20 protein-coding genes are annotated in these 21,554 nt (G+C 68.8%); 1 reads left to right on the top strand and 19 read right to left on the bottom strand.

Features of this window, described 5'->3' with window-relative positions:
* Positions 1-115: 115 nt before the first annotated feature.
* A complete protein-coding gene (locus OG413_RS02685; protein WP_266802803.1) occupies positions 116-1,990 on the top strand; it encodes a glycoside hydrolase family 18 chitinase in 1,875 nt (624 codons plus the stop codon).
* Between the two features lie 295 nt (positions 1,991-2,285).
* On the opposite strand, the gene OG413_RS02690 is transcribed toward OG413_RS02685, so the two are convergent.
* The 19 genes from OG413_RS02690 to rho all read right to left on the bottom strand — a co-directional run bounded on the left by OG413_RS02690 (position 2,286) and on the right by rho (position 21,524).
* Complete coding sequence (locus OG413_RS02690; protein WP_266802804.1) at positions 2,286-2,732, bottom strand: DUF2550 domain-containing protein; 447 nt, start codon at positions 2,730-2,732, stop codon at positions 2,286-2,288.
* A 141-nt stretch (positions 2,733-2,873) separates the two neighbouring features.
* The gene (locus tag OG413_RS02695) at positions 2,874-3,248 is read right to left on the bottom strand and encodes a F0F1 ATP synthase subunit epsilon (protein WP_266802805.1); all 375 of its coding nucleotides are present in this window, start codon (positions 3,246-3,248) and stop codon (positions 2,874-2,876) included.
* Between the two features lie 109 nt (positions 3,249-3,357).
* Complete coding sequence (atpD, locus tag OG413_RS02700; protein ID WP_266802806.1) at positions 3,358-4,800, bottom strand: F0F1 ATP synthase subunit beta; 1,443 nt, start codon at positions 4,798-4,800, stop codon at positions 3,358-3,360.
* The gene (locus OG413_RS02705) at positions 4,800-5,717 is read right to left on the bottom strand and encodes a F0F1 ATP synthase subunit gamma (protein WP_266802807.1); all 918 of its coding nucleotides are present in this window, start codon (positions 5,715-5,717) and stop codon (positions 4,800-4,802) included. Before OG413_RS02705 ends, atpD begins: the two co-directional genes overlap by 1 nt.
* Positions 5,718-5,720: 3 nt before the next feature.
* Positions 5,721-7,292, bottom strand: coding sequence for a F0F1 ATP synthase subunit alpha (gene atpA / locus OG413_RS02710; RefSeq protein ID WP_266802808.1), 1,572 nt, complete (start codon positions 7,290-7,292; stop codon positions 5,721-5,723).
* A 152-nt stretch (positions 7,293-7,444) separates the two neighbouring features.
* On the bottom strand, positions 7,445-8,260 hold the full coding sequence (locus tag OG413_RS02715; RefSeq protein ID WP_266802809.1) for a F0F1 ATP synthase subunit delta: 816 nt from the start codon (positions 8,258-8,260) through the stop codon (positions 7,445-7,447).
* Positions 8,257-8,805: a F0F1 ATP synthase subunit B gene (locus tag OG413_RS02720; RefSeq protein ID WP_266809840.1), complete on the bottom strand. Its 549-nt coding sequence runs from the start codon at positions 8,803-8,805 to the stop codon at positions 8,257-8,259. Before OG413_RS02720 ends, OG413_RS02715 begins: the two co-directional genes overlap by 4 nt.
* 36 nt (positions 8,806-8,841) lie before the next feature.
* Entirely contained in the window at positions 8,842-9,087 is a 246-nt protein-coding gene (locus OG413_RS02725) for a F0F1 ATP synthase subunit C (RefSeq protein ID WP_266802810.1), read from the bottom strand.
* Between the two features lie 72 nt (positions 9,088-9,159).
* Positions 9,160-9,975, bottom strand: coding sequence for a F0F1 ATP synthase subunit A (gene atpB, locus OG413_RS02730; protein ID WP_266802811.1), 816 nt, complete (start codon positions 9,973-9,975; stop codon positions 9,160-9,162).
* A gap of 224 nt (positions 9,976-10,199) precedes the next feature.
* Entirely contained in the window at positions 10,200-10,637 is a 438-nt protein-coding gene (locus OG413_RS02735; protein WP_266802812.1) for a hypothetical protein, read from the bottom strand.
* A gap of 265 nt (positions 10,638-10,902) precedes the next feature.
* Positions 10,903-12,300, bottom strand: a complete 1,398-nt coding sequence (locus OG413_RS02740; protein ID WP_266802813.1) for an MraY family glycosyltransferase — start codon at positions 12,298-12,300, stop codon at positions 10,903-10,905.
* A gap of 106 nt (positions 12,301-12,406) precedes the next feature.
* Positions 12,407-13,687: a serine hydroxymethyltransferase gene (gene glyA / locus OG413_RS02745; RefSeq protein WP_266802814.1), complete on the bottom strand. Its 1,281-nt coding sequence runs from the start codon at positions 13,685-13,687 to the stop codon at positions 12,407-12,409.
* 114 nt (positions 13,688-13,801) lie between these two features.
* On the bottom strand, positions 13,802-14,443 hold the full coding sequence (locus tag OG413_RS02750; protein WP_266802815.1) for a protein-tyrosine-phosphatase: 642 nt from the start codon (positions 14,441-14,443) through the stop codon (positions 13,802-13,804).
* The gene (locus OG413_RS02755; protein WP_266802816.1) at positions 14,440-15,087 is read right to left on the bottom strand and encodes an L-threonylcarbamoyladenylate synthase; all 648 of its coding nucleotides are present in this window, start codon (positions 15,085-15,087) and stop codon (positions 14,440-14,442) included. Before OG413_RS02755 ends, OG413_RS02750 begins: the two co-directional genes overlap by 4 nt.
* A gap of 100 nt (positions 15,088-15,187) precedes the next feature.
* Entirely contained in the window at positions 15,188-16,033 is an 846-nt protein-coding gene (prmC, locus tag OG413_RS02760; protein WP_073727306.1) for a peptide chain release factor N(5)-glutamine methyltransferase, read from the bottom strand.
* Between the two features lie 44 nt (positions 16,034-16,077).
* The gene (gene prfA / locus OG413_RS02765; RefSeq protein ID WP_266802817.1) at positions 16,078-17,154 is read right to left on the bottom strand and encodes a peptide chain release factor 1; all 1,077 of its coding nucleotides are present in this window, start codon (positions 17,152-17,154) and stop codon (positions 16,078-16,080) included.
* Positions 17,155-17,306: 152 nt separating this feature from the next.
* Complete coding sequence (rpmE, locus tag OG413_RS02770; protein WP_030915942.1) at positions 17,307-17,531, bottom strand: 50S ribosomal protein L31; 225 nt, start codon at positions 17,529-17,531, stop codon at positions 17,307-17,309.
* Positions 17,532-17,723: 192 nt separating this feature from the next.
* The gene (locus tag OG413_RS02775; protein ID WP_266802818.1) at positions 17,724-18,827 is read right to left on the bottom strand and encodes an LCP family protein; all 1,104 of its coding nucleotides are present in this window, start codon (positions 18,825-18,827) and stop codon (positions 17,724-17,726) included.
* A 630-nt stretch (positions 18,828-19,457) separates the two neighbouring features.
* Entirely contained in the window at positions 19,458-21,524 is a 2,067-nt protein-coding gene (rho, locus tag OG413_RS02780) for a transcription termination factor Rho (protein WP_266802819.1), read from the bottom strand.
* Positions 21,525-21,554 lie beyond the last annotated feature (30 nt).

A 21,554-nucleotide genomic window follows, 5' to 3' on the forward strand; every position in this document is an offset into this window, starting at 1 on the left:
TAATCTCACCGGACACACTGCGGTGAGTACGCCATGACAAAGCGTGCTCAGGGCGGCGCAGGGTTTGCAGTCCACGGATCACCCCCGTTTGTCGGACCTCACCCGAGGAGCACCGTTGAGCACTGAGACCCCCCAACGCCGGACCAGATTCAGATGGAGCCTCACCCGGAACGGCAGGGCGAAGGCGGTAGCGGGCTTCACCGCCCTACTGCTCCCCCTCGCCGCGATGGTCGGCCTCGCGTCCCCGGCGTCGGCAGCCACCTCGGCCACCGCCACCTACCTCAAGAAGTCCGACTGGGGCAGCGGCTTCGAGGGCCAGTGGACGGTGAAGAACACCGGCACCACCGCCCTCTCCTCCTGGACGATCGAGTGGGACTTCCCCACGGGCACCGCGGCCGGCTCCGCCTGGGACGCCACCGTCACCAGCTCCGGAAACCACTGGACCGCCAAGAACCTCAGCTGGAACGGATCGATCGCCCCGGGCGCCAGCCTCAGCTTCGGCTTCAACGGCACCGGCTCCGGCTCCCCCACCGGCTGCAAGCTGAACGGCGCCTCCTGTGACGGCGGCGGCGTGCCCGGTGACAACGCCCCGTCCGCGCCCGGCATCCCCACCGCGAGCGCCATCACCGACACCTCGGCGAAGCTCAGCTGGAGTGCCGCCACCGACGACAAGGGCATCAAGAACTACGACGTCCTGCGCGACGGCGCCAAGGTCGCCACGGTCACCGGTACGACGTACACCGACACCGTTCTCACCGCGGGCACCGACTACTCGTACACCGTGCAGGCCCGCGACACCGCCGACCAGACCGGCCCGGTCTCCGGCTCCGTCAAGGTCCGCACCACCGGTGGCGGCACAGGCCCCGGCCCCGGCGGTGACAAGGTCAACCTCGGCTACTTCACCAACTGGGGCGTCTACGGACGCAACTACCACGTCAAGAACCTGGTGACCTCGGGCTCCGCCCAGAAGATCACGCACATCAACTACGCCTTCGGCAACGTGCAGGGCGGCAAGTGCACCATCGGTGACGCCTACGCCGACTACGACAAGGCGTACACCGCCGACCAGTCCGTCGACGGTGTCGCCGACACCTGGGACCAGCCGCTGCGCGGCAACTTCAACCAGCTGCGCAAGCTCAAGGCCAAGTACCCGCACATCAAGGTCCTCTGGTCCTTCGGTGGCTGGACCTGGTCCGGCGGCTTCGGTGCCGCGGCCCAGAACCCGGCCGCGTTCGCCCAGTCCTGCTACGACCTGGTCGAGGACCCGCGGTGGGCCGATGTCTTCGACGGCATCGACATCGACTGGGAGTACCCCAACGCCTGCGGTCTCACCTGTGACACCAGCGGCCCGGCCGCGCTGAAGAACCTCTCCTCGGCGCTGCGCACCAAGTTCGGCACGGCCAACCTGGTCACCGCCGCGATCACCGCCGACGCCTCGGACGGCGGCAAGATCGACGCCGCCGACTACGCGGGCGCCGCCCAGTCCATGGACTGGTACAACGTGATGACGTACGACTTCTTCGGCGCCTGGGCGGCCAAGGGCCCGACGGCCCCGCACTCCCCGCTCACCTCCTACACCGGCATCCCGCAGGCGGGCTTCAACTCCGCCGACGCGATCGCCAAGCTGAAGGCCAAGGGCGTCCCGGCCAAGAAACTGCTCCTCGGCATCGGCTTCTACGGCCGCGGCTGGACCGGCGTCACCCAGGCCGCCCCCGGCGGCACGGCGACCGGCCCGGCTCCCGGCACGTACGAAACGGGCATCGAGGACTACAAGGTCCTGAAGAACTCCTGCCCCGCCAACGGGACCGTCGCGGGCACGGCGTACGCGTACTGCGGCAGCAACTGGTGGAGCTACGACACCCCGGCCACCATCGGCGCGAAGATGACCTGGGCGAAGAACCAGGGCCTGGGAGGCGCGTTCTTCTGGGAGTTCAGCGGTGACACCGCCAACGGCGAGCTCGTGAACGCGATGGGCAGCGGCCTCCAGTAATCCCCACGCCGTAGGAACCGCGATACCGGCACCACCCGCACCACCGGTGCCACCCCGAAAGCACCGGGGAGACAGGTCCGCCCCCTGTCTCCCCGGTCTTTTCGCGTGTACCCGTACGGGGGCAGGACCTTTTGGGCCTCACACGACGGAACGCGCAGACCTCAGTCCGTGTACGCCGGGGCCCGCAGGCCGTGTACGCCGGGGCCCGCAGGCCGTGTACGTCAGGGCCCAGGCCACGCGTCAAGGCCCGCAAGCCCCGTTCACCGGGGCCGCGGGCCGTGTACGTCGGTTGCCCTCAGGCCACATTCACCCGCTGGCCGGGCGGTGCCGCCTCCAGCCAGGCGAGGAAGCCGGTCAGGGCGTCCTCGCTCATCGCCAGCTCCAGGCGCGTCTCACGGTGGAGACAGCCGAGCACGACGGAGTCGGACAGCAGCGCGAGTTCCTCCTCGCCGTCGGGCAGCCGACGGGAGACCACCTCGATCGACGAGCGCTCCAGGGCGCGACGGGGGCGGGGAGCATAGGAGAAGACCCGGAACCAGTCGACCCGGTCGCCGCTGTAGCGCGCGACGCCGTACACCCAGCCCTTGCCGGAGGGGTCCGGCTCCTCGGACACGTTCCAGCGCAGACTGCAGTCGAAGGTTCCACCGGAACGCTGGATCAGCCGCCGGCGCAGACCGAAGACGAACAGACCCACCACGACCAGCACGACGACCAGACCGCCCACCCACAAAGCGAGGACCATCTCCACCGACCTCCTCGCATCGTCGAGTAACGGATACCGAACCGAACCGAATCGAATTGCACCTGCATCGCCTCAGCCGCGACACGGTCTGGATAATTCCAGCTCGGGCCGCGGCTGAGGAAAAAACTTCTTGCGGGGGCGCTAGTGCACCGCCACCGCACGCAGTCGCACATCGGCGCGCCGCTCGGCAGCGGCGTCCGTGTCCGACTTCGCGCGCTCCAGCGCACGCTCGGCGCGCTGGACATCGATCTCGTCCGCCAGCTCGGCGATTTCCGCCAGCAGCGACAGCTTGTTGTCCGCGAACGAGATGAACCCGCCGTGGACAGCGACGACGACGGTCTCGCCGGCGCTCGTACGGATCGTCACCGGGCCCGATTCCAGCACACCGAGAAGCGGCTGGTGACCGGGCATGACGCCGATGTCGCCGGACGTGGTACGCGCGACGACCAGGGTGGCCTCGCCGGACCAGACGCTGCGGTCCGCGGCGACCAGCTCGACATGCAGCTCAGCAGCCAAGGGTGGCTCCTCGGGTCACCACCCGGCGGTCGAGCCGGGTGTTGGGTCAATTCTACGGGGCGTGGTGAGGGGGGCGGGACACACCCACCCCCCTCGGTGAGCCGGAGGCTCAGGAGACGCCGAGCTCCTTGGCGTTGGCCTTGAGGTCCTCAATGCCACCGCACATGAAGAACGCCTGCTCCGGGAAGTGGTCGTACTCACCGTCGCAGATCGAGTTGAACGCGGCGATCGACTCGTCGAGCGGCACGTCCGAACCGTCCAGGCCGGTGAACTGCTTGGCGGCGTGGGTGTTCTGCGACAGGAAGCGCTCGACGCGACGGGCACGGTGGACAACGAGCTTGTCCTCCTCGCCCAGCTCGTCGATACCGAGGATCGCGATGATGTCCTGGAGGTCCTTGTACTTCTGCAGGATTCCCTTGACACGGCTGGCCGTGTCGTAGTGGTCCTGCGCGATGTAACGCGGGTCCAGGATGCGGGACGTGGAGTCCAGCGGGTCCACGGCCGGGTAGATGCCCTTCTCGGAGATCGGACGGGAAAGAACCGTCGTCGCGTCGAGGTGGGCGAACGTGGTGGCCGGGGCCGGGTCGGTCAGGTCGTCCGCGGGGACGTAGATCGCCTGCATCGAGGTGATCGAGTGACCACGCGTCGAGGTGATGCGCTCCTGGAGCACACCCATCTCGTCGGCCAGGGTCGGCTGGTAACCCACCGCGGACGGCATACGGCCGAGCAGCGTGGAGACCTCGGAACCGGCCTGCGTGAAGCGGAAGATGTTGTCGATGAAGAGCAGCACGTCCTGCTTCTGCACATCGCGGAAGTACTCCGCCATGGTCAGGGCGGACAGCGCGACCCGCAGACGGGTGCCCGGCGGCTCGTCCATCTGGCCGAAGACCAGCGCGGTCTTCTCCAGGACGCCCGACTCGGTCATCTCGTCGATGAGGTCGTTGCCCTCACGGGTGCGCTCACCGACACCGGCGAACACCGACACACCGTCGTGCAGCTTCGCCACACGCATGATCATTTCCTGGATGAGGACCGTCTTGCCGACGCCCGCACCACCGAACAGACCGATCTTGCCACCCTTGACGTACGGGGTCAGCAGGTCGACGACCTTCAGGCCGGTCTCGAACATCTCGGTCTTCGACTCGAGCTGGTCGAAGGCCGGGGCCTTGCGGTGGATCGGCCAGCGGTCGGTGATCTGCGCCTCGGCCTCCGGCTCGTTCAGGATCCGGCCGAGGGTGTTGAACACCTTGCCCTTGGTGATGTCACCGACCGGGACGGTGATGCCCGCGCCCGTGTTGGTCACCGGGGCCTGGCGGACCAGACCGTCGGTGGGCTGCATCGAGATCGCACGGACCACGCCGTCACCCAGGTGCTGGGCGACTTCGAGGGTCAGCGTCTTGCGAGCGCCCTCCTCGGCCGGGTCGTCGACCTGGACGTGCAGCGCGTTGTAGATCTCCGGCATCGCGTCGACGGGGAACTCCACGTCGACGACCGGGCCGATGACCCGGGCGACGCGGCCCGTGGCAGCGGCCGTCTCAACTGTGGTCGTCATTACTTGTCACTCCCCGCGGTCGCGTCGGCCAGAGCACTGGCACCGCCGACGATCTCGCTGATTTCCTGGGTGATTTCGGCCTGGCGGGCCGCGTTGGCAAGCCGGGAGAGGCTCTTGATGAGATCCCCGGCGTTGTCGGTGGCCGACTTCATCGCGCGGCGACGGGCAGCGTGCTCGGAAGCGGCGGCCTGCAGCAGCGCGTTGTAGATGCGGCTCTCGACGTAGCGCGGCAGGAGGGCGTCGAGGACGTCCTCCGCCGACGGCTCGAAGTCGAACAGCGGAAGGATCTCGCCCTTCGTGCTGCTCTCCTCCACGACCGTGTCGAGCGACAGCGGCAGCATCCGGTTGTCCACCGGGTTCTGCGTCATCATCGACACGAATTCCGTGAAGACGATGTGCAGTTCGTCGACGCCGCCCTCGGCCGTCGGCGCCGTGATGGCCTCGATCAGCGGCGCGGCGATGTTCTTGGCATCCGAGTACGCCGGGCTGTCGGTGAAGCCGGTCCACGACTCCTCGACCTTGCGCTCGCGGAAGCCGTAGTAGGCGACGCCCTTGCGGCCGACGATGTAGGTGTCGACCTCCTTGCCCTCAGCCGCGAGCCGCTCCCGCAGCCGCTCCGCCGCCTTGATGGCGTTGGAGGAGTAGCCGCCGGCCAGACCGCGGTCGCTCGTGATGAGCAGGACCGCGGCCCGGGCCGGAGCCTCGGCCTCGGTGGTGAGCGGGTGCTTGGTGGTGGAGCCGGTCGCGACCGCGGTCACCGCACGGGTGAGCTCGGTCGCGTACGGCATCGACGCCGCCACCTTGCGCTGCGCCTTGACGATGCGCGAGGCGGCGATCATCTCCATCGCCTTGGTGATCTTCTTGGTCGCGGTGACGGCTTGGATGCGGCGCTTGTAAACGCGAAGCTGAGCGCCCATCGATCAGCCCTCGCCCAGAAGCTTGCCGTCCGAGGTCTCGAACTGCTGCTTGAAGGCGGCGATCGCGTCGGCGATCGACTGCAGCGTGTCGTCGGACATCTTGCCGCCCTCGGCGATGCTGGTCAGGAGGTCCTTGCGCTCGCGGCGCAGGTACTCCAGCAGCTCGCCCTCGAAGCGACGGATGTCCTCGACCGGGACGTCGTCCATCTTGCCCGTGGTGCCGGCCCAGACCGAGACGACCTGCTCCTCCATCGGGAACGGGGCGTACTGCGGCTGCTTCAGCAGCTCGACCATGCGCTTACCGCGCTCCAGCGACGCCTTGGACGCCGCGTCCAGGTCGGAACCGAAGGCGGCGAACGCCTCCAGCTCGCGGTACTGGGCGAGGTCCACGCGAAGCCGGCCGGAGACCTGCTTCATGGCCTTGTGCTGGGCGGAGCCACCGACTCGGGAGACCGAGATACCGACGTTGAGCGCCGGACGCTGACCCGCGTTGAACAGGTCGGACTCCAGGAAGCACTGGCCGTCGGTGATGGAGATGACGTTGGTCGGAATGAACGCCGACACGTCGTTCGCCTTGGTCTCGACGATCGGCAGACCGGTCATCGAACCGGCGCCCATCTCGTCGGAGAGCTTCGCGCAGCGCTCCAGCAGACGCGAGTGCAGGTAGAAGACGTCGCCCGGGTAGGCCTCACGGCCCGGCGGACGGCGCAGCAGAAGCGACACGGCGCGGTAGGCGTCGGCCTGCTTCGAAAGGTCGTCGAAGATGATCAGGACGTGCTTGCCCTGGTACATCCAGTGCTGGCCGATGGCCGAACCGGTGTACGGCGCCAGGTACTTGAAGCCGGCCGGGTCGGACGCCGGGGCGGCGACGATGGTCGTGTACTCCAGCGCGCCGGCCTCTTCGAGCGCACCACGCACGGAGGCGATGGTGGAGCCCTTCTGACCGATGGCGACGTAGATGCAGCGCACCTGCTTGTTCACGTCGCCCGAGCGCCAGTTGTCGCGCTGGTTGATGATCGTGTCGACGGCCAGAGCGGTCTTGCCGGTCTGACGGTCACCAATGATCAGCTGACGCTGGCCGCGGCCGATCGGCACCATGGCGTCGACGGCCTTGTAGCCGGTCTGCATCGGCTCGTGCACCGACTTGCGGACCATGACGCCAGGGGCCTGCAGCTCGAGGGCGCGGCGGCTGTCGGTCGCGATCTCGCCGAGACCGTCGATCGGGTTGCCGAGCGGGTCGACGACGCGGCCGAGGTATCCCTCGCCGACGCCGACGGAGAGCACCTCACCGGTGCGCTGCACCGGCTGGCCCTCCTCGATGCCACTGAACTCGCCGAGGACGATGGCACCGATCTCGCGCTCCTCAAGGTTGAGGGCGAGACCGAGGGTGCCGTCCTCGAACTTCAGCAGCTCGTTCGCCATGGCGGAGGGCAGGCCCTCCACCTTTGCGATGCCGTCACCGGCAACGCTGACCGTACCGACCTCCTCGCGCGAGGCCGCGTCCGGCTTGTACGACTGGACAAAGTTCTCCAGTGCGTCCCGGATCTCCTCCGGCCGGATCGTGAGCTCCGCCATCTGGGTTCCCTGCTCTCCTTGTTGGGCCCGAAGTTTCTTAAGGGGGTCTGGGGGCCGACCCCCAGGAATCTTCTGCAATTTCTGCACGGCCCAACCGGGCCGCTGGTCTTGCTCGTTCAGTTGAAACGCACAGTCTGTTGCGCTGCGCTGTGTCAGCCGGCCATGCGACGGGTCGCCTCGTCGAGGCGCTCCGCGATGGTGCCGTTGATGACCTCGTCACCGACGCGCACCGAGATCCCGCCGAGGACCGCGGGGTCCACGTCCAGGTTCAGGTGCATCTGCCGACCGTAGATCGTGGCGAGTGCGGCGCCGAGGCGCTGCTTCTGCCGGTCGCTCAGCGGTACCGCCGAGGTGACCACGGCGACCATGCGGTCCCGTCGCTCCGCGGCGAGCCTGGACAGGGAGTCGAGTCCTGCTTCCAGGCTACGTCCCCGGGGCTGGGTCACGAGGCGGGTGACGATGCGCTCGGTCACCGGCTGGGCCTTGCCGCCGAGCAGACTGCGCAGCAGCTCGCTCTTGGCGGCGGTGGTGGCCGTACGGCTGGTGAGGGCGGAACGCAGGTCCGTGTCGGAGCCGACGATCCGGCCGAACCGGAACAGCTCGTCCTCGACGTCGTCGAGTGTGCCGCCGCGCTGGGCCGCGGTGAGGTCTGCGGTGTTCGCCAGCTCCTCGACCGAGTCCACCAGTTCGCGGGACTGCGACCAGCGGGAACGGACCATGCCGGAGATCAGGTCCACGGCTTCGCCGCCCACCTGACCGTTCAGCAGTCGCCCGGCCAGCTCGGCCTTGCTCTCGCCGCTCTGCGCCGGGTCGGTGAGGACCCGCCGCAGGGAAACCTCGCGGTCGAGCAGCGCGGTGACGGCTGCCAGGTCCTCGGCGAGCTTCGCCGCGTCGACCGACGTGCTGTCGGTCAGTGCGTCGAGACGCTCACGTGCGGCTGCCAGTGCCTCGCGGCTCGCGCCGTTCATCGGACAGCCTCGGCCTTCGCCTCGAGCTCGTCGAGGAACCGGTCCACGGTGCCGCTCTGCCGGGCGTGGTCCTCGAGGGACTCGCCGACGAGCTTGCCGGCCAGGTCGGTGGCGAGCTTGCCCACGTCCTGGCGCAGCGCGGACGCCGCGGCCTTGCGGTCGGCCTCGATCTGGGCGTGGCCGGCGGCGATGATCTCTTCGCGCTGCCGCTGACCTTCCGCCTTCATCTCCTGGATGATGACGGCACCCTGCTCCTGCGCCTCCTGGCGCATGCGGGCGGCCTCGTGGCGGGCCTCGGCGAGCTGAGCCTTGTACTGCTCAAGAACGCTCTGGGCCTCGGTCTGGGCCGCGTCGGCCTTCTCGATGCCGCCTTCGATGGCCTCGCGACGCTCTTCCAGAACCTTGTTGATGTTCGGGAGGAGCTTCTTGGCGAGGAAGCCGAAGACGATGGCGAAGGCGATCAGACCAATGACGATCTCGGGGATCGCCGGGAGCAGAGGGTTCTGAATCTCCTCTTGCGCCAGCTGTTGGGCGATCACATCAATGCCTTTCGTCGAATCGGGCGGTAAGGAATGCCGCGATTAGTTGACCGGGTAGACGAAGGGCATGACGAGGCCGATCAGGGCCAGCGCCTCACAGAGCACGAAGCCGAGAATCTGGTTGGCGCGGATCAGACCGGCGGCCTCGGGCTGGCGGGCCAGCGCCTGGGTGCCGTTTCCGAAGATGATGCCGACGCCGACGCCGGGGCCGATGGCGGCCAGGCCGTAGCCGATGGAACCGAGGTTGCCCGTGATGTTTACGGCGGCGAGGGTCTCAAGAGCGGACATGCCGTTTCTTCCTTCTCTTTCAGGACCGGTGGGGGTTGGCCACCGGACGACTATCGGGGTGTGGCCGGCTGGTCAGTGGTGCTCGGCGAGAGCGCCCTGAACGTAGTTGCAGGCCAGGAGGACAAAGACGTAGGCCTGCAGCGCCTGGATGAACAGCTCGAAGACGGTCATCAGCAGGACCATCACGAACGACACACCGGCGTAGGCGATGCCGATGCCGTTCAGCAGGTACCAGCTGGCGATGGTGAAGATCAGCAGCAGCACGTGACCGGCGAACATGTTCGCGAAGAGTCGCACGGCGTGCGTGAACGGCCGGATCAGCAGGTTCGAGAAGAGCTCGATGGCCATGACGAACGGAAGCGCCGGGCCGAGCGACTTGTCGTAGCCCGCGATGTTCTTCCAGCCACCGACGAAGCCGTGACGCTTGAAGGTCAGGCTGACCCACAGGATGTACACGATCGCGGCCAGGGCCACCGGGAAGCCGATGACCGAGGGCACCGGGAACTGAGCGAGCGGAATGATCGCCCAGATGTTCATGATCCAGATGAAGAAGAACATCGAGACCATGAGCGGGACGTACTTGGCGCCCTCGCGCTTGCCGAGCGTCTCGTACACCACACCGGTGCGGATGAAGTCGTAACCCGCCTCGGCCACCATCTGCAGCTTTCCGGGCACGAGCTTCGGCTTGTTGAAGGCCGCCCAGAAGAAGCCGACGACGACAACGGTGCTCAGGACCGCCAGCAGCATCGGCTTGCTGATGTCGATGCCGCCGACGGTGAACATCGGCTCGAATACAAAGGAGTGCAGGCCGGGAGCCGGGAAGCCACACCCATCGAAGATGTGGCAGTCGGTCTCGAAGGCGAGCACCGTCGTCGGGTCAGCACTCACCGCGGGCTCCTTCAGCGTGGCGCATAGGTACGGCAACCTCGTTGTGTCGGCGCGGCAAGAAGCCGCTGGTCGGCACTGGACTTGGTGTTACGGATGGGGGGGCGGCTCAGGCACGGAGCCTCGCGATGAAGCAGGCGTCAGCTTGGATGCCCGCGCCCGCAGTGCCGCAGTTGGCACCGGACGATAGCAGGATCCCGCACGCGCTCTTATCCCGGCCCTACCCCTCACGTCGATGACCCCGTGTTCTCGGGCTTCTTGCCCTTGGACGAGTCCGGCTCGACGTAAAGGATCTTGGTCTTCATGTGTACACGAACCTGGGCCGCGACCCACACAACGGTCGCGACGACCAGCGAGATGGCAAAAGCCCTCGGATTGAACAGCGTCGTGTTCTTGAACACGGCGATAAAGATGAAGAGCAGCAGCAACTGTGCCGTATAGAGCATCAGTCCCATGGACTGAAACAGGTGCGGCATGGACCTCGCGGTTCGCTGCAGAACATAGAGGCCGATACCCATGAAGAGAATCACGACCAGCGTCCCGACAGCCGCCCCGATCGCTCCCTTGCCGCCCGCGACCACAGCGCTGACAGCGACGGCGAGAGCACCGGCGGCAGCGGTGGGTACGGCGGCATGAAGGAGAGTCCGGGCGTCGTTGGACGGCATGGCGGCAGCTCCGCTTGCAGGGGGTGGGCAATGGTGTCGTCAGGGACGAGCGTAGGCCCGGTCCGAGAGTGGTCACCTCGGGCCAACGGACCGTGTCACTAGGGTCCTTCGGCCCTGTCACCGGGTCTCGTGAACGGTATCACAAACTATTTGATGAGGTCTTTACCTGGAAAGTGTGCCAACTGTCACACGTGAGAGTTACTCCGCGCGTGTGTGCAGGACAGGGCGGCGCATTGTCTGGTAATGCACGGAGACACCCGAAACGTCAACGCGCCGAGTCTGCCTTCCGGCGATCGGAGAAGCGCGAACGGTGACCGACGGCGGTCGCCCCGTTGACGCCGGAGACTCCCACGGCCACCGGGGTGCGTTCCGCGCCCTCGCGCGCCATCTCCGGGTCCCCGGGCGCCTGTTGCCCCGGACCCTGCCCCGGCTCCCGCTTCTCCTCGTACGCGAGTGAGGGGACGGGTTCGCCGTCGCGTCCGCGGTCGCGCCGGTAGCGCGGCGGAATAAAGCGTTCCGCCCAGTACGGGGCACGCGGGGTGAAGCGCGGCATCAGCAGCAGCACCAGGCCCACGGCGCTGAGCCCCACGATCGCGAGCACGATCCACATCGACGCCGAGTGGACCGAGTAGCCGACCGCGCCGAAGGCGATCAGCGCGGACCAGAAGTACATGATCATCACGGCCCGGCTGTGCGAGTGACCGATCTCCAGCAGGCGGTGATGCAGGTGACCGCGGTCGGCCGCGAACGGCGACTGCCCGTTCCACGTACGCCGCACGATCGCCAGCACCAGGTCGGCGGCCGGGATGGCGATGATCGTCAGCGGCAGGATCAGCGGAATGAAGACCGGCAGCATCGCGTGGGTCGCCTGCCGCTCACTGCCCTCGAACAGCTTCATCGTGTCCGGGTCGACCTGTCCGGTCACGGAGATCGCGCCCGCGGCCAGGACCAGTCCGATCAGCATCGATCCGGAGTCGCCCATGAAGATCCGCGCGGGATGCATGTTGTGCGGCAGGAACCCGAGGCACATGCCCATCAGGATCGCCGCGAAGAGCGTCGCCGGGGCGGCCGCCTCGATTCCGTACCCGTACCAGAGCCGGTAGGCGTACAGGAAGAACGCCGCGGAGGCGATGCACACCATGCCGGCCGCCAGGCCGTCCAGACCGTCGACGAAGTTGACCGCGTTGATCGTGATGACGACCAGCGCGACCGTGAGCAGCGTGCCCTGCCACTGGGTGAGGGCGACCGTGCCCACACCCGGGATCGGCAGCCACAGGATCGTCAGACCCTGGATGACCATGACAGCGGCGGCGATCATCTGCCCGCCGAGCTTGATCAGGGCGTCGATCTCGAACTTGTCGTCCAGGACGCCGATCAGCCAGATCAGGGCGGCGCCGGAGAGCAGCGCCCGTGGTTCGTTGGAGAGTTCGAAGACGCCGTTCAGATTGAACAGGTGGTCCGCGACGATCAGTCCCGCGCACAGTCCGCCGAACATGGCGATGCCGCCGAGCCGCGGTGTCGGTTCTCGGTGTACATCACGCGCACGGATCGCGGGCATGGCCCCGATCGCGATGGCGAACTTTCGCACCGGCCCGGTCAGCAGGTAAGTCACTGCGGCCGTGACACAGAGCGTCAGCAGATAATCACGCACGGGCTGCCCCACAGAATTCGCCGACCATCTCAGCCCCACACCCTAGCCTCATGAACAAGGACCCCACGGTACGGGTGATGGTTCCACATGCCGCACTCAAGGGCCGCCTCGTCATCGCCTACCCCGGATACGGCGGATTCCTCTCGGCCAGTTCGCGCACTTCCGACCGCAGATGGGCGGCATCGCCCGTCTCCCGTACCGCCGCCCCGAACAGTGCGGCGAGCCGCGCCATGTCCGCCTCGTCCATGCCCTGGGTGGTGACCGCGGCGGTTCCGAGCCGGATGCCCCGGGCGTCCGGGTAGGGCAGGGCGCAGGTGTCGAGCACCATGCCCGCCGCCGCCAGACGTTCGCGTGCGGTGCGGCCGTCGACACCGAGCGGGGCCGGGTCCGCGACGACGATATGGGTGTCCGTGCCGCCCGTGGTGATCTCGAAGCCCTCGGCCTCCAGACCCGCGGCGAGCACCCGCGCGTGGGAGACCACCCGGTGGGCGTACATCGTGTACGCGGGTGTCGCCGCCTCCCCGAACGCGACCGCCTTCGCCGCGATCGTGTGCATCTGGGCGCCGCCCTGGGTGAAGGGGAACACCGCCCGGTCGATCCGCTCGGCCAGCTCCGCGCCGCACAGGATCATGCCGCCGCGCGGGCCGCGCAGCACCTTGTGCGTGGTCGCGCAGACCACGTCCGCGTACGGAACCGGGCTGGGCGCCGCTCCCCCGGCGATCAGGCCCATCGGGTGGGCGGCGTCGGCGATCAGATAGGCGCCGACCTCGTCGGCGATCTCCCGGAACGCCTCGTAGTCGGGGTGGCGCGGATACGAGATCGAGCCGCAGACGATCGCCTTGGGGCGGCGGGCCCTGGCCAGGGAGCGGACCCGCCCGTAGTCGATGAGGCCGCTGTCGGGGTCCACCCCGTAGCCGACGAACTCGAACCAGCGGCCGGAGAAATTGCCGGGCGCCCCGTGGGTGAGGTGTCCCCCGTACGGGAGTCCCATCGCGAGCACCGTGTCACCCGGGCGCAGCAGCGCCGCGTAGGCGGCCAGGACGGCGGAGGAGCCGGAGTGCGGCTGGACGTTGGCGTGTTCGGCGCCGAAGAGGGCGCGGGCCCGCTGGATCGCGAGGCGTTCGGCGGCGTCGGCGTGCTCGCAGCCGCCGTGGTGGCGGGCGCCCGGGTATCCCTCGGCGTACTTGTTGGCGAGCGGGGAGCCGAGGGCGGCCAGCACCGCGGGCGAGGTGAAGTTCTCGGCGGCGATCAGCTGGAGGGTGCTCGACTGCCGGCGGACCTCACCGAGGAGTACGTCGGCGATCTCCGGGTCCTCGCGGCGCAGGGCGTCGAAGTCCTGCGGCAGGACGGCGTGCGGGGCGGACACGGCTGCGGGTGCGGCTGGAGTGGTGACCGGCATCTGACGGCTCCGGGCCTGGTGGGGGGTGCGCTGGCGTCAGATCCAATGTAGGCCGCGCTGTGGCGCTGTGCCCGCTGCCGGGGCGCCTCGTACGCCGGTCGGCGCACGGACCCGTCAGTGGGGGGCCCGGACGCCCGTCAGTGCGGTGACGACGGGATCGAGTGCCTGGTTGATCTCGTCGCCGATGGAGCGGAAGAAGGTGATCGGGGCGCCGTAGGGGTCATAGACCTCGTCCGCCTCGGCGGTGGGCGCCAGCAGCCAGCCGCGCAGGGCGGCGGCGGCGCGCACCAGTGCGCGGGCGCGTTCGACGACGCCCTCGTCGCGCGCGTCGGGCAGGGTGGCCGGATCTATGGCCCGTACCAGCCGGGTGAACTCCTTGAGGGTGAACGTCCGCAGTCCGGCCGAGTGGCCCATGGAGATGACCTGGGCGCGGTGGTCGCGGGTGGCGGTGAGGACCAGGTCGGCGCGGATCACGTGTTCGTCGAGCAGTTCACGGCCGACGAAGCCGGTGGCGTCGGCGCCGAAGTCGGCGAGGACGACCTCCGCGTTGGCCTCCATCGGGGCGCCTTCGTGTCCCCAGGTGCCCGCGCTCTCCACGATGAGTCCGCCGCTGAGCGGGTCACCGAGGCGGTCCACCAGGGCATGGCGGGTCAGCCGCTCGGTGATGGGCGAGCGGCACACGTTGCCGGTGCTGACGTGGAGGATGCGGAAAGTGTCGGTCTGCCCCGCTATGCCACGCCCCTGCGGGGTGGTCAATTGGCCACCTCAAGGTCGGGTACCACCTTGCGCAGCTCCTCGACGGAGAGCGCACCGGCCCGCAGGAGTACCGGCGTCCTACCGGTGACGTCGACGATCGAGGACGGCACGATGCCGGGCGTCGGGCCGCCGTCGAGGTAGACGGAGACGGAGTCGCCGAGCATTTCCTGGGCGGCGTCGCAGTCCTCGGGCGAGGGGTGTCCGGTGAGGTTGGCGCTGGAGACGGCCATCGGGCCGACCTCGGTGAGCAGTTCGATGGCGACCGGGTGCAGCGGCATCCGGATGGCGACGGTGCCGCGGGTGTCACCGAGGTCCCACTGCAGTGAGGGCTGGTGCTTGGCGACGAGCGTGAGGGCGCCGGGCCAGAAGGCGTCGACGAGCTCCCACGCCTGCTCGGAGAAGTCGGTGACCAGGCCGTGCAGGGTGTTCGGGGAGCCGATCAGGACGGGGGTCGGCATGTTGCGGCCGCGCCCCTTGGCGTCCAGCAGGTCGGCGACGCCCTCGGAGCTGAAGGCGTCCGCACCGATCCCGTACACGGTGTCGGTGGGCAGCACGACCAGTTCGCCGCGGCGGACGGCGGACGCGGCTTCACGCAGGCCGGTCGTACGGTCGGTCGCGTCGTTGCAGTCGTATCGCCGTGCCATCAGCCGGCCTCCTCAAGCATGTACGGGTATGGCGTGTACGGGTCTGACGGATGCGGGCCCGGCAGCTGCGGGTCCGGCAGGAGCTGGTGCGGGCCGCCGGTCACGGCATGGCCTTGCGGGCGGTGGCGAACCGGGGCCTCTTGTTCAGGTCCGGGTGGTCGGCGGCATCCGCCCAGCCCCGTTCCTCGGTGAAGATCCACGGCACCTGGCCGCCCTGGGTGTCGGCGTGCTCGATGACGACGAGGCCGCCGGGGCGCAGCAGCCGGTGGGCGGTGCGTTCGATGCCGCGGATGGTGTCGAGCCCGTCCTCGCCGGAGAAGAGGGCCATCTCCGGGTCGTGGTCACGTGCCTCGGGTGCCACGTACTCCCATTCGGTGAGCGGGATGTACGGCGGGTTGGAGATGACCAGGTCGACCTGGCCGTCGAGCTCGGGAAGGGCGCTCAGGGCGTCTCCGCGGTGGACGGTGACCCGTGACCCCTCGGCGTTCTTCCTGGTCCATCTGAGGGCGTCCTCGGACAGCTCCACGGCGTGTACGCGCGAGCGCGGCACCTCCTGCGCCATGGCGAGGGCGATGGCGCCGGATCCCGTACAGAGGTCGACGATGAGCGGCTCGACGACATCCATCGCGCGGACCGCGTCTATGGCCCAGCCGACGACCGACTCGGTCTCCGGGCGGGGCACGAAGACGCCGGGTCCCACCTGGAGCTCCAGGTAGCGGAAGAAGGCGCGGCCGGTGATGTGCTGGAGGGGCTCGCGGGCCTCGCGGCGGGCGATGGTCTCCCAGTAGCGGGCGTCGAAGTCCGTGTCGGGCACGTGGTGCAGCTCGCCCCGCTTGACGCCGTGCACGAACGCGGCGAGTTCCTCGGCGTCGAATCGCGGTGAAGGGACACCGGCGTCGGCCAGCCGCTGGGTGGCCTGGGCCACCTCGGCGAGCAGCAGGTTCATCGCGGTTCTCCGTACGGGGTTACGGGCGGCGGGGCGGGCTTGGTTTACGCGTTGGCGAGCTTGGCGGCGGAGTCGGCGTCGACACACGCCTGGATCACGGCGTCGAGGTCTCCGTCGAGCACCTGGTCCAAGTTGTACGCCTTGAAGCCGACGCGGTGGTCCGAGATCCGGTTTTCCGGGAAGTTGTACGTGCGGATCTTCTCGGACCGGTCGACGGTACGGACCTGGCTGCGGCGTACGTCGGAGGCTTCCTGCTCGGCCGCTTCCTGGGCGGCGGCCAGCAGCCGGGAACGCAGGATGCGCATGGCCTGCTCCTTGTTCTGGAGCTGGCTCTTCTCGTTCTGGCAGGAGGCGACGACACCGGTCGGCAGGTGCGTGATACGGACCGCGGAGTCGGTGGTGTTGACGGACTGGCCGCCGGGGCCCGAGGAGCGGTAGACGTCGATCCGGAGGTCGTTGGCGAGGATCTCCACCTCGACCTCCTCCGCCTCGGGCGTGACGAGCACACCGGCGGCGGAGGTGTGGATACGGCCCTGGGACTCGGTGGAGGGCACGCGCTGCACACGGTGCACGCCGCCCTCGTACTTCATCCGGGCCCAGACGCCCTGGCCGGGTTCGGTGGCCCCGTTGCCGCCCTTGGTCTTCACGGCGACCTGGACGTCCTTGTAGCCGCCGAGCTCGGACTCGGTGGAGTCGATGATCTCGGTCTTCCAGCCGACGCGTTCCGCGTACCGCAGGTACATGCGCAGCAGGTCACCGGCGAACAGGGCCGACTCGTCGCCGCCCGCGCCCGCCTTGATCTCCAGGAGCACGTCCTTGTCGTCGCTGGGGTCGCGCGGGACGAGGAGGAGGCGGAGCTTCTCGGTGAGCTCTTCGCGCTGCTTCTCCAGGTCCTTGACCTCGGCGGCGAAGTCGGGGTCGTCCGCGGCGAACTCGCGGGCGGTCTCGATGTCCTCACCGGTCCGCTTCCAGGACCGGTACGTGGAGACGATCGGGGTCAGCTCCGCGTAGCGCTTGTTCAGCTTGCGCGCGTTGGCCTGGTCGGAGTGGACCGACGGGTCGGCGAGCTTCTTCTCAAGACCGGTGTGTTCACCGATCAGTTCCTCGACCGCCTCGAACATTCGGGGGCTCCTGGTTGGTTACGTCTACGGGCCTGCTGGAGGGCGTACTGCCGGGTGAGGCGTCCGGGGGGCACCCCCGGACGCCCGGCCGGAAAAAACGCCGGTTCCGACGCCCCCGGTGAGAGGGCGCCGAGAACCGGCGCAGTGGCTCGCTACTTGCTGGCGGAGCCGGCAGCCTTGCCGAAGCGGGCCTCGAAGCGGGCCACACGGCCGCCGGTGTCGAGGATCTTCTGCTTGCCCGTGTAGAACGGGTGGCACTCGGAGCAGACGTCGGCACGGATGGCGCCGCCGTCGATGGTGCTCCGGGTGGTGAACGACGCACCGCAGGTGCAGCTGACCTGCGTCTCGACGTACTCGGGGTGGATGTCGCGCTTCAAGGTGTCTCCTAGTTTCGGGAGGGCGCCGGGTCGTCCGCGCTGATTGCGCGTCCGTGAACCGGGGCCGACGTACCAGTCTGCCAGGACCGGCCGTATCTCCCAAAACCGGGGTCGGGCCGCACCTATTCCCGACCCCGGGCACACTTTCGGCGACCGTTCGCGCACACAACGGCGTCCTCGCAGGTGACAGCCCTACTGGACGACCTGGCCGGCCTCGCCCTTGTCGCCCGCCGACTTCTCGGTGGCGGACGCGGGGATCGGCTTGTCGTGCTTGAGCGCCGCCCACACCTGCTGGGCCGACTCCTCCAGCGGTATGACGCGGTTGGGGTCGGCGGGGTCGTACTCCACGGGCAGCGTGACCATGTGGACGTTCTTCGCGCTCAGGCCCTTGAGCCCGTTCGCGAAGCTCGTGAGTTCCGTGACCGAGGCCAGATCGGAGTCGGTGGTGATGGCCTTGGTGGCGGTGTTGGCGAGGTCGTACAGCTTCTTCGGGCTGGAGAACACCCCGACGCTCTTCGTCTGTTCCATCAGCGCCTTGATGAACGCCTGCTGGAGCTGGATGCGTCCGAGGTCGCTGCCGTCGCCGACGCTCTTGCGGGTGCGCACCAGGCCGAGGGACTGCTCCCCGTTCAGGGTGTGGGTGCCGGGCTTCAGGTTCAGATGGCTCTTGGAGTCGTTGATCGCCTCGTTGGTGGTGATCTCGACACCGCCGAGCTCGTCTATGAGCTTCTTGAAGCCGGTGAAGTCGACCTCGACGTAGTGGTCCATGCGGATCCCGGACATCGCCTCGACGGTCTTCACCGCGCAGGCCGGTCCGCCGACCTCGTACGCCGTGTTGAACATCGCGTGCGTCTCGGCGGAGACCGGGTCACCGGTCGCGTCGCTCGTACAGACGGGGCGGTCGACGAGGGTGTCGCGCGGGATCGAGACGACACTGGCCGCCTTGTGGCCCTCGTTGACGTGCACGATCATCGCCGTGTCCGAGCGGGCGCCCCCTTCGTCCACGCCGTACTCGGAGTTGTCGCCGGAGCGGGAGTCGGAGCCCAGCACCAGGATGTCCTGGGAGCCGTTGTCCACGTCGTCGGGGCGGTCCGCGCCGAGCGCGGCGTTGATGTCGACACCCTTGAGGTTGCCGTTGAGCGTGAAGTACGCGTATCCGAGCCCCGATCCGCCCGCGACCACGACACCGGCCACCGTCCAGGCGGCGATGACCTTCGCGCGACGGCGGCCCGAGGGCCTCCTGCGGCGGCTGCCGGAGCCGCGTATTCGGCCCGTCCCCCTGCTCTGCTCGCTCATGGGTCTCCCTCGTTCCTGGTGCCTCGCTGCTCCCCGCTCCCCCGCCCCTGATGGTTCGGCACGGTTTGTCGTCTCTTTCTCAGACGTCGAAGCATCAAGAAGGGTTGCACAACGGCCTGTGGCCCCCGTCCGGAACGGGGGCCACGGGCCGTGCCGGGTGAACCGCCCGTGATGCGGCGCTCACCTGGGGTTTCTTTCGTAGTACAGCCATTGTCCGGGCGGGTGTCCGGCGGCCGGGGATGTGGCTGAAGTCTCAGACCGCCCGGTTCGGCGGTCCCGGGGCCCCGGTCCGGGTCGGCCGCCGCGGACCCGGACGGAGCCACGGGCGGCCCTCACTGTCGCGGTTCCGGTCGACCTGACGCACCAGGCGGGCGCCGCCCCGGCCGCCGCCGCACGGGACGGACCGGGTGAACGAGGTGACCGACGCTGCGCAACGCGGTTGAAGCACCGGTCAGTTGCACGTGAAGGGAGAGGAACTGCCCCACTGGTGACTCGACTCGGTGGACGTACGAAAATACGTTCCCCCATCCACGTTCCCCCGCCTACGGCCCGCCGATGCCGCGACGCGACGCGGAACCGCCCTCGTCACCGGAGTGACGAGGGCGGCTGGGTACGGCTGCTGAGGCGACGTCAGTCGTTGCCGTTGCCCGGCGTCGTCTTCTGGATCTGCAGCAGGAACTCCGCGTTGGACTGCGTCTTCTTCATGCGGTCCAGCAGGAGTTCGATCGCCTGCTGCTGGTCGAGCGCGTGCAGCACCCGGCGCAGCTTCCAGACGACCGCCAGCTCGTCGGTGCCGAGCAGGATCTCTTCCTTACGGGTGCTGGACGCGTCGACGTCCACCGCCGGGAAGATGCGCTTGTCCGAGAGCTTCCGGTCGAGCTTGAGCTCCATGTTGCCGGTGCCCTTGAACTCCTCGAAGATCACCTCGTCCATGCGCGAGCCGGTCTCGACCAGCGCGGTGGCCAGGATGGTCAGCGAGCCGCCGTCCTCGATGTTGCGCGCCGCACCGAAGAAGCGCTTCGGCGGGTACAGCGCGGTCGAGTCGACACCACCGGACAGGATGCGGCCGGAGGCGGGTGCCGCGAGGTTGTACGCACGGCCCAGACGGGTGATGGAGTCCAGCAGGACGACCACGTCGTGACCCAGCTCGACGAGACGCTTGGCGCGCTCGATGGCCAGTTCGGCGACCGTGGTGTGGTCCTCGGCCGGGCGGTCGAAGGTCGAGGAGATGACCTCGCCCTTCACCGACCGCTGCATGTCGGTGACCTCTTCCGGACGCTCGTCCACCAGGACGACCATCAGGTGGCACTCGGGGCTGTTGACCGTGATGGCGTTGGCGATGGCCTGAAGGATCATCGTCTTGCCGGTCTTCGGCGGAGCCACGATCAGACCACGCTGGCCCTTGCCGATCGGGGCGACCAGGTCGATGATCCGCGTCGTCAGCACATTGGAGTCGGTCTCCAGGCGGAGCCGGTCCTGCGGGTAGAGCGGGGTCAGCTTCTGGAACTCCGGACGGCCGCGGCCGCTCTCGGGCGCCATGCCGTTGACCGAGTCGAGGCGCACCAGCGCGTTGAACTTCTCGCGGCGCTCGCCGTCCTTGGGCTGACGCACCGCACCGGTGACGTGGTCACCCTTGCGCAGACCGTTCTTGCGGACCTGGGCGAGCGAGACGTACACGTCGTTCGGGCCCGGCAGGTAGCCGGAGGTCCGGATGAACGCGTAGTTGTCGAGGATGTCCAGGATGCCCGCGACGGGGATCAGGACGTCGTCGTCGGCGACCTGTACGTCGCTGGCGAAGTCCTCACGGCCACGGCGGCCACGACGGTCGCGGTAGCGGCCGCGGCGACCGCGACGGCCGCCCGCCTCGTCGTCGTAGCCGTCGTCCGGCCCGTTGTCCCGGTTCTGCTGGCCCTGACTCTGACCCTGGCTCTGGGTCTGCCCCTGGCCCTGGCTCTGGCTCTGGGTCTGTCCCTGGCCCTGGCGCTGCGGGCGCTGCCCGCCACCCTGCTGGCCCTGGTCGTCGCCCTTGCCGCGGCGGTCGCGCTGGCGCTCGCGACGGTCACCGCGCTCACCGCGTTCCCCACGCTCGCCGCGGTCCCGGCGGTCGCCGCGGCGGCCCTCGGCACTGTCGGCGGCGGACTCGGCCTTGGCGTCGCCCTTCGCCTCGCCGCGGTCCTCGCTCTTCTGCTCGGCCTGCGGCTCCGACTTGGCCTCGGCCTTGGTGTCGGGGCTGCCGGCCTGCGCGGTCGCCCGGCGCCGACGACGCTCGCCCGCGGGCTGATCGTCACTGGCCGGCTGGCCGGGGATGTCGATCTGCTGCTGGGCGTCGGCCTTGTCGGCCGGTGCGGCGGCCTCGTCCCCGGTGCGCGCCTTGGAGGTGGCGCGCCGCTTCGGCTTGCTCTCGGCGTCCGTACCGGCGGGGGCCGCAGCGGCCTTGGAGGAGGTCTTGGGCGCGGCGGAACCGCCCGCCTGTGCCTCCTTGATGACCTCGATCAGCTGGCTCTTGCGCATACGCGCAGTTCCCCTGATGCCGAGGCCGGACGCGACCTGCTGCAGCTCGGCCAGGACCATGCCCTCGAGGCCGGTGCCGGAGCGGCGGCGCCGTGCGGTGGTGCCAGTGGCAGCACCTTCGGCGGGCGCGGCGCTGTCGACGCTCTTGTCGGCAGTCACGCCCATCAGATCGGTGGTGTCGCTCACGAAGGGTCCTTCCCTGGAGCGGACGTCGGC

It is taken from the genome of Streptomyces sp. NBC_01433 (genome assembly GCF_026340105.1).
GTDB lineage: Bacteria > Actinomycetota > Actinomycetes > Streptomycetales > Streptomycetaceae > Streptomyces.

What these genes read in the sequence shown, in the direction of transcription:
- atpD (WP_266802806.1), bottom strand. Translation starts at nt 4,800, where the DNA reads ATGACGACCACAGTTGAGACGGCCGCTGCCACGGGCCGCGTCGCCCGG.
- OG413_RS02725 (WP_266802810.1), bottom strand. Translation starts at nt 9,087, where the DNA reads ATGTCCGCTCTTGAGACCCTCGCCGCCGTAAACATCACGGGCAACCTC.
- OG413_RS02705 (WP_266802807.1), bottom strand. Translation starts at nt 5,717, where the DNA reads ATGGGCGCTCAGCTTCGCGTTTACAAGCGCCGCATCCAAGCCGTCACC.
- atpA (WP_266802808.1), bottom strand. Translation starts at nt 7,292, where the DNA reads ATGGCGGAGCTCACGATCCGGCCGGAGGAGATCCGGGACGCACTGGAG.
- OG413_RS02715 (WP_266802809.1), bottom strand. Translation starts at nt 8,260, where the DNA reads ATGAACGGCGCGAGCCGCGAGGCACTGGCAGCCGCACGTGAGCGTCTC.
- glyA (WP_266802814.1), bottom strand. Translation starts at nt 13,687, where the DNA reads ATGCCGGTCACCACTCCAGCCGCACCCGCAGCCGTGTCCGCCCCGCAC.
- OG413_RS02735 (WP_266802812.1), bottom strand. Translation starts at nt 10,637, where the DNA reads ATGCCGTCCAACGACGCCCGGACTCTCCTTCATGCCGCCGTACCCACC.
- prmC (WP_073727306.1), bottom strand. Translation starts at nt 16,033, where the DNA reads ATGAACCTGCTGCTCGCCGAGGTGGCCCAGGCCACCCAGCGGCTGGCC.
- OG413_RS02755 (WP_266802816.1), bottom strand. Translation starts at nt 15,087, where the DNA reads ATGGCACGGCGATACGACTGCAACGACGCGACCGACCGTACGACCGGC.
- OG413_RS02690 (WP_266802804.1), bottom strand. Translation starts at nt 2,732, where the DNA reads ATGGTCCTCGCTTTGTGGGTGGGCGGTCTGGTCGTCGTGCTGGTCGTG.
- prfA (WP_266802817.1), bottom strand. Translation starts at nt 17,154, where the DNA reads ATGTTCGAGGCGGTCGAGGAACTGATCGGTGAACACACCGGTCTTGAG.
- OG413_RS02775 (WP_266802818.1), bottom strand. Translation starts at nt 18,827, where the DNA reads ATGAGCGAGCAGAGCAGGGGGACGGGCCGAATACGCGGCTCCGGCAGC.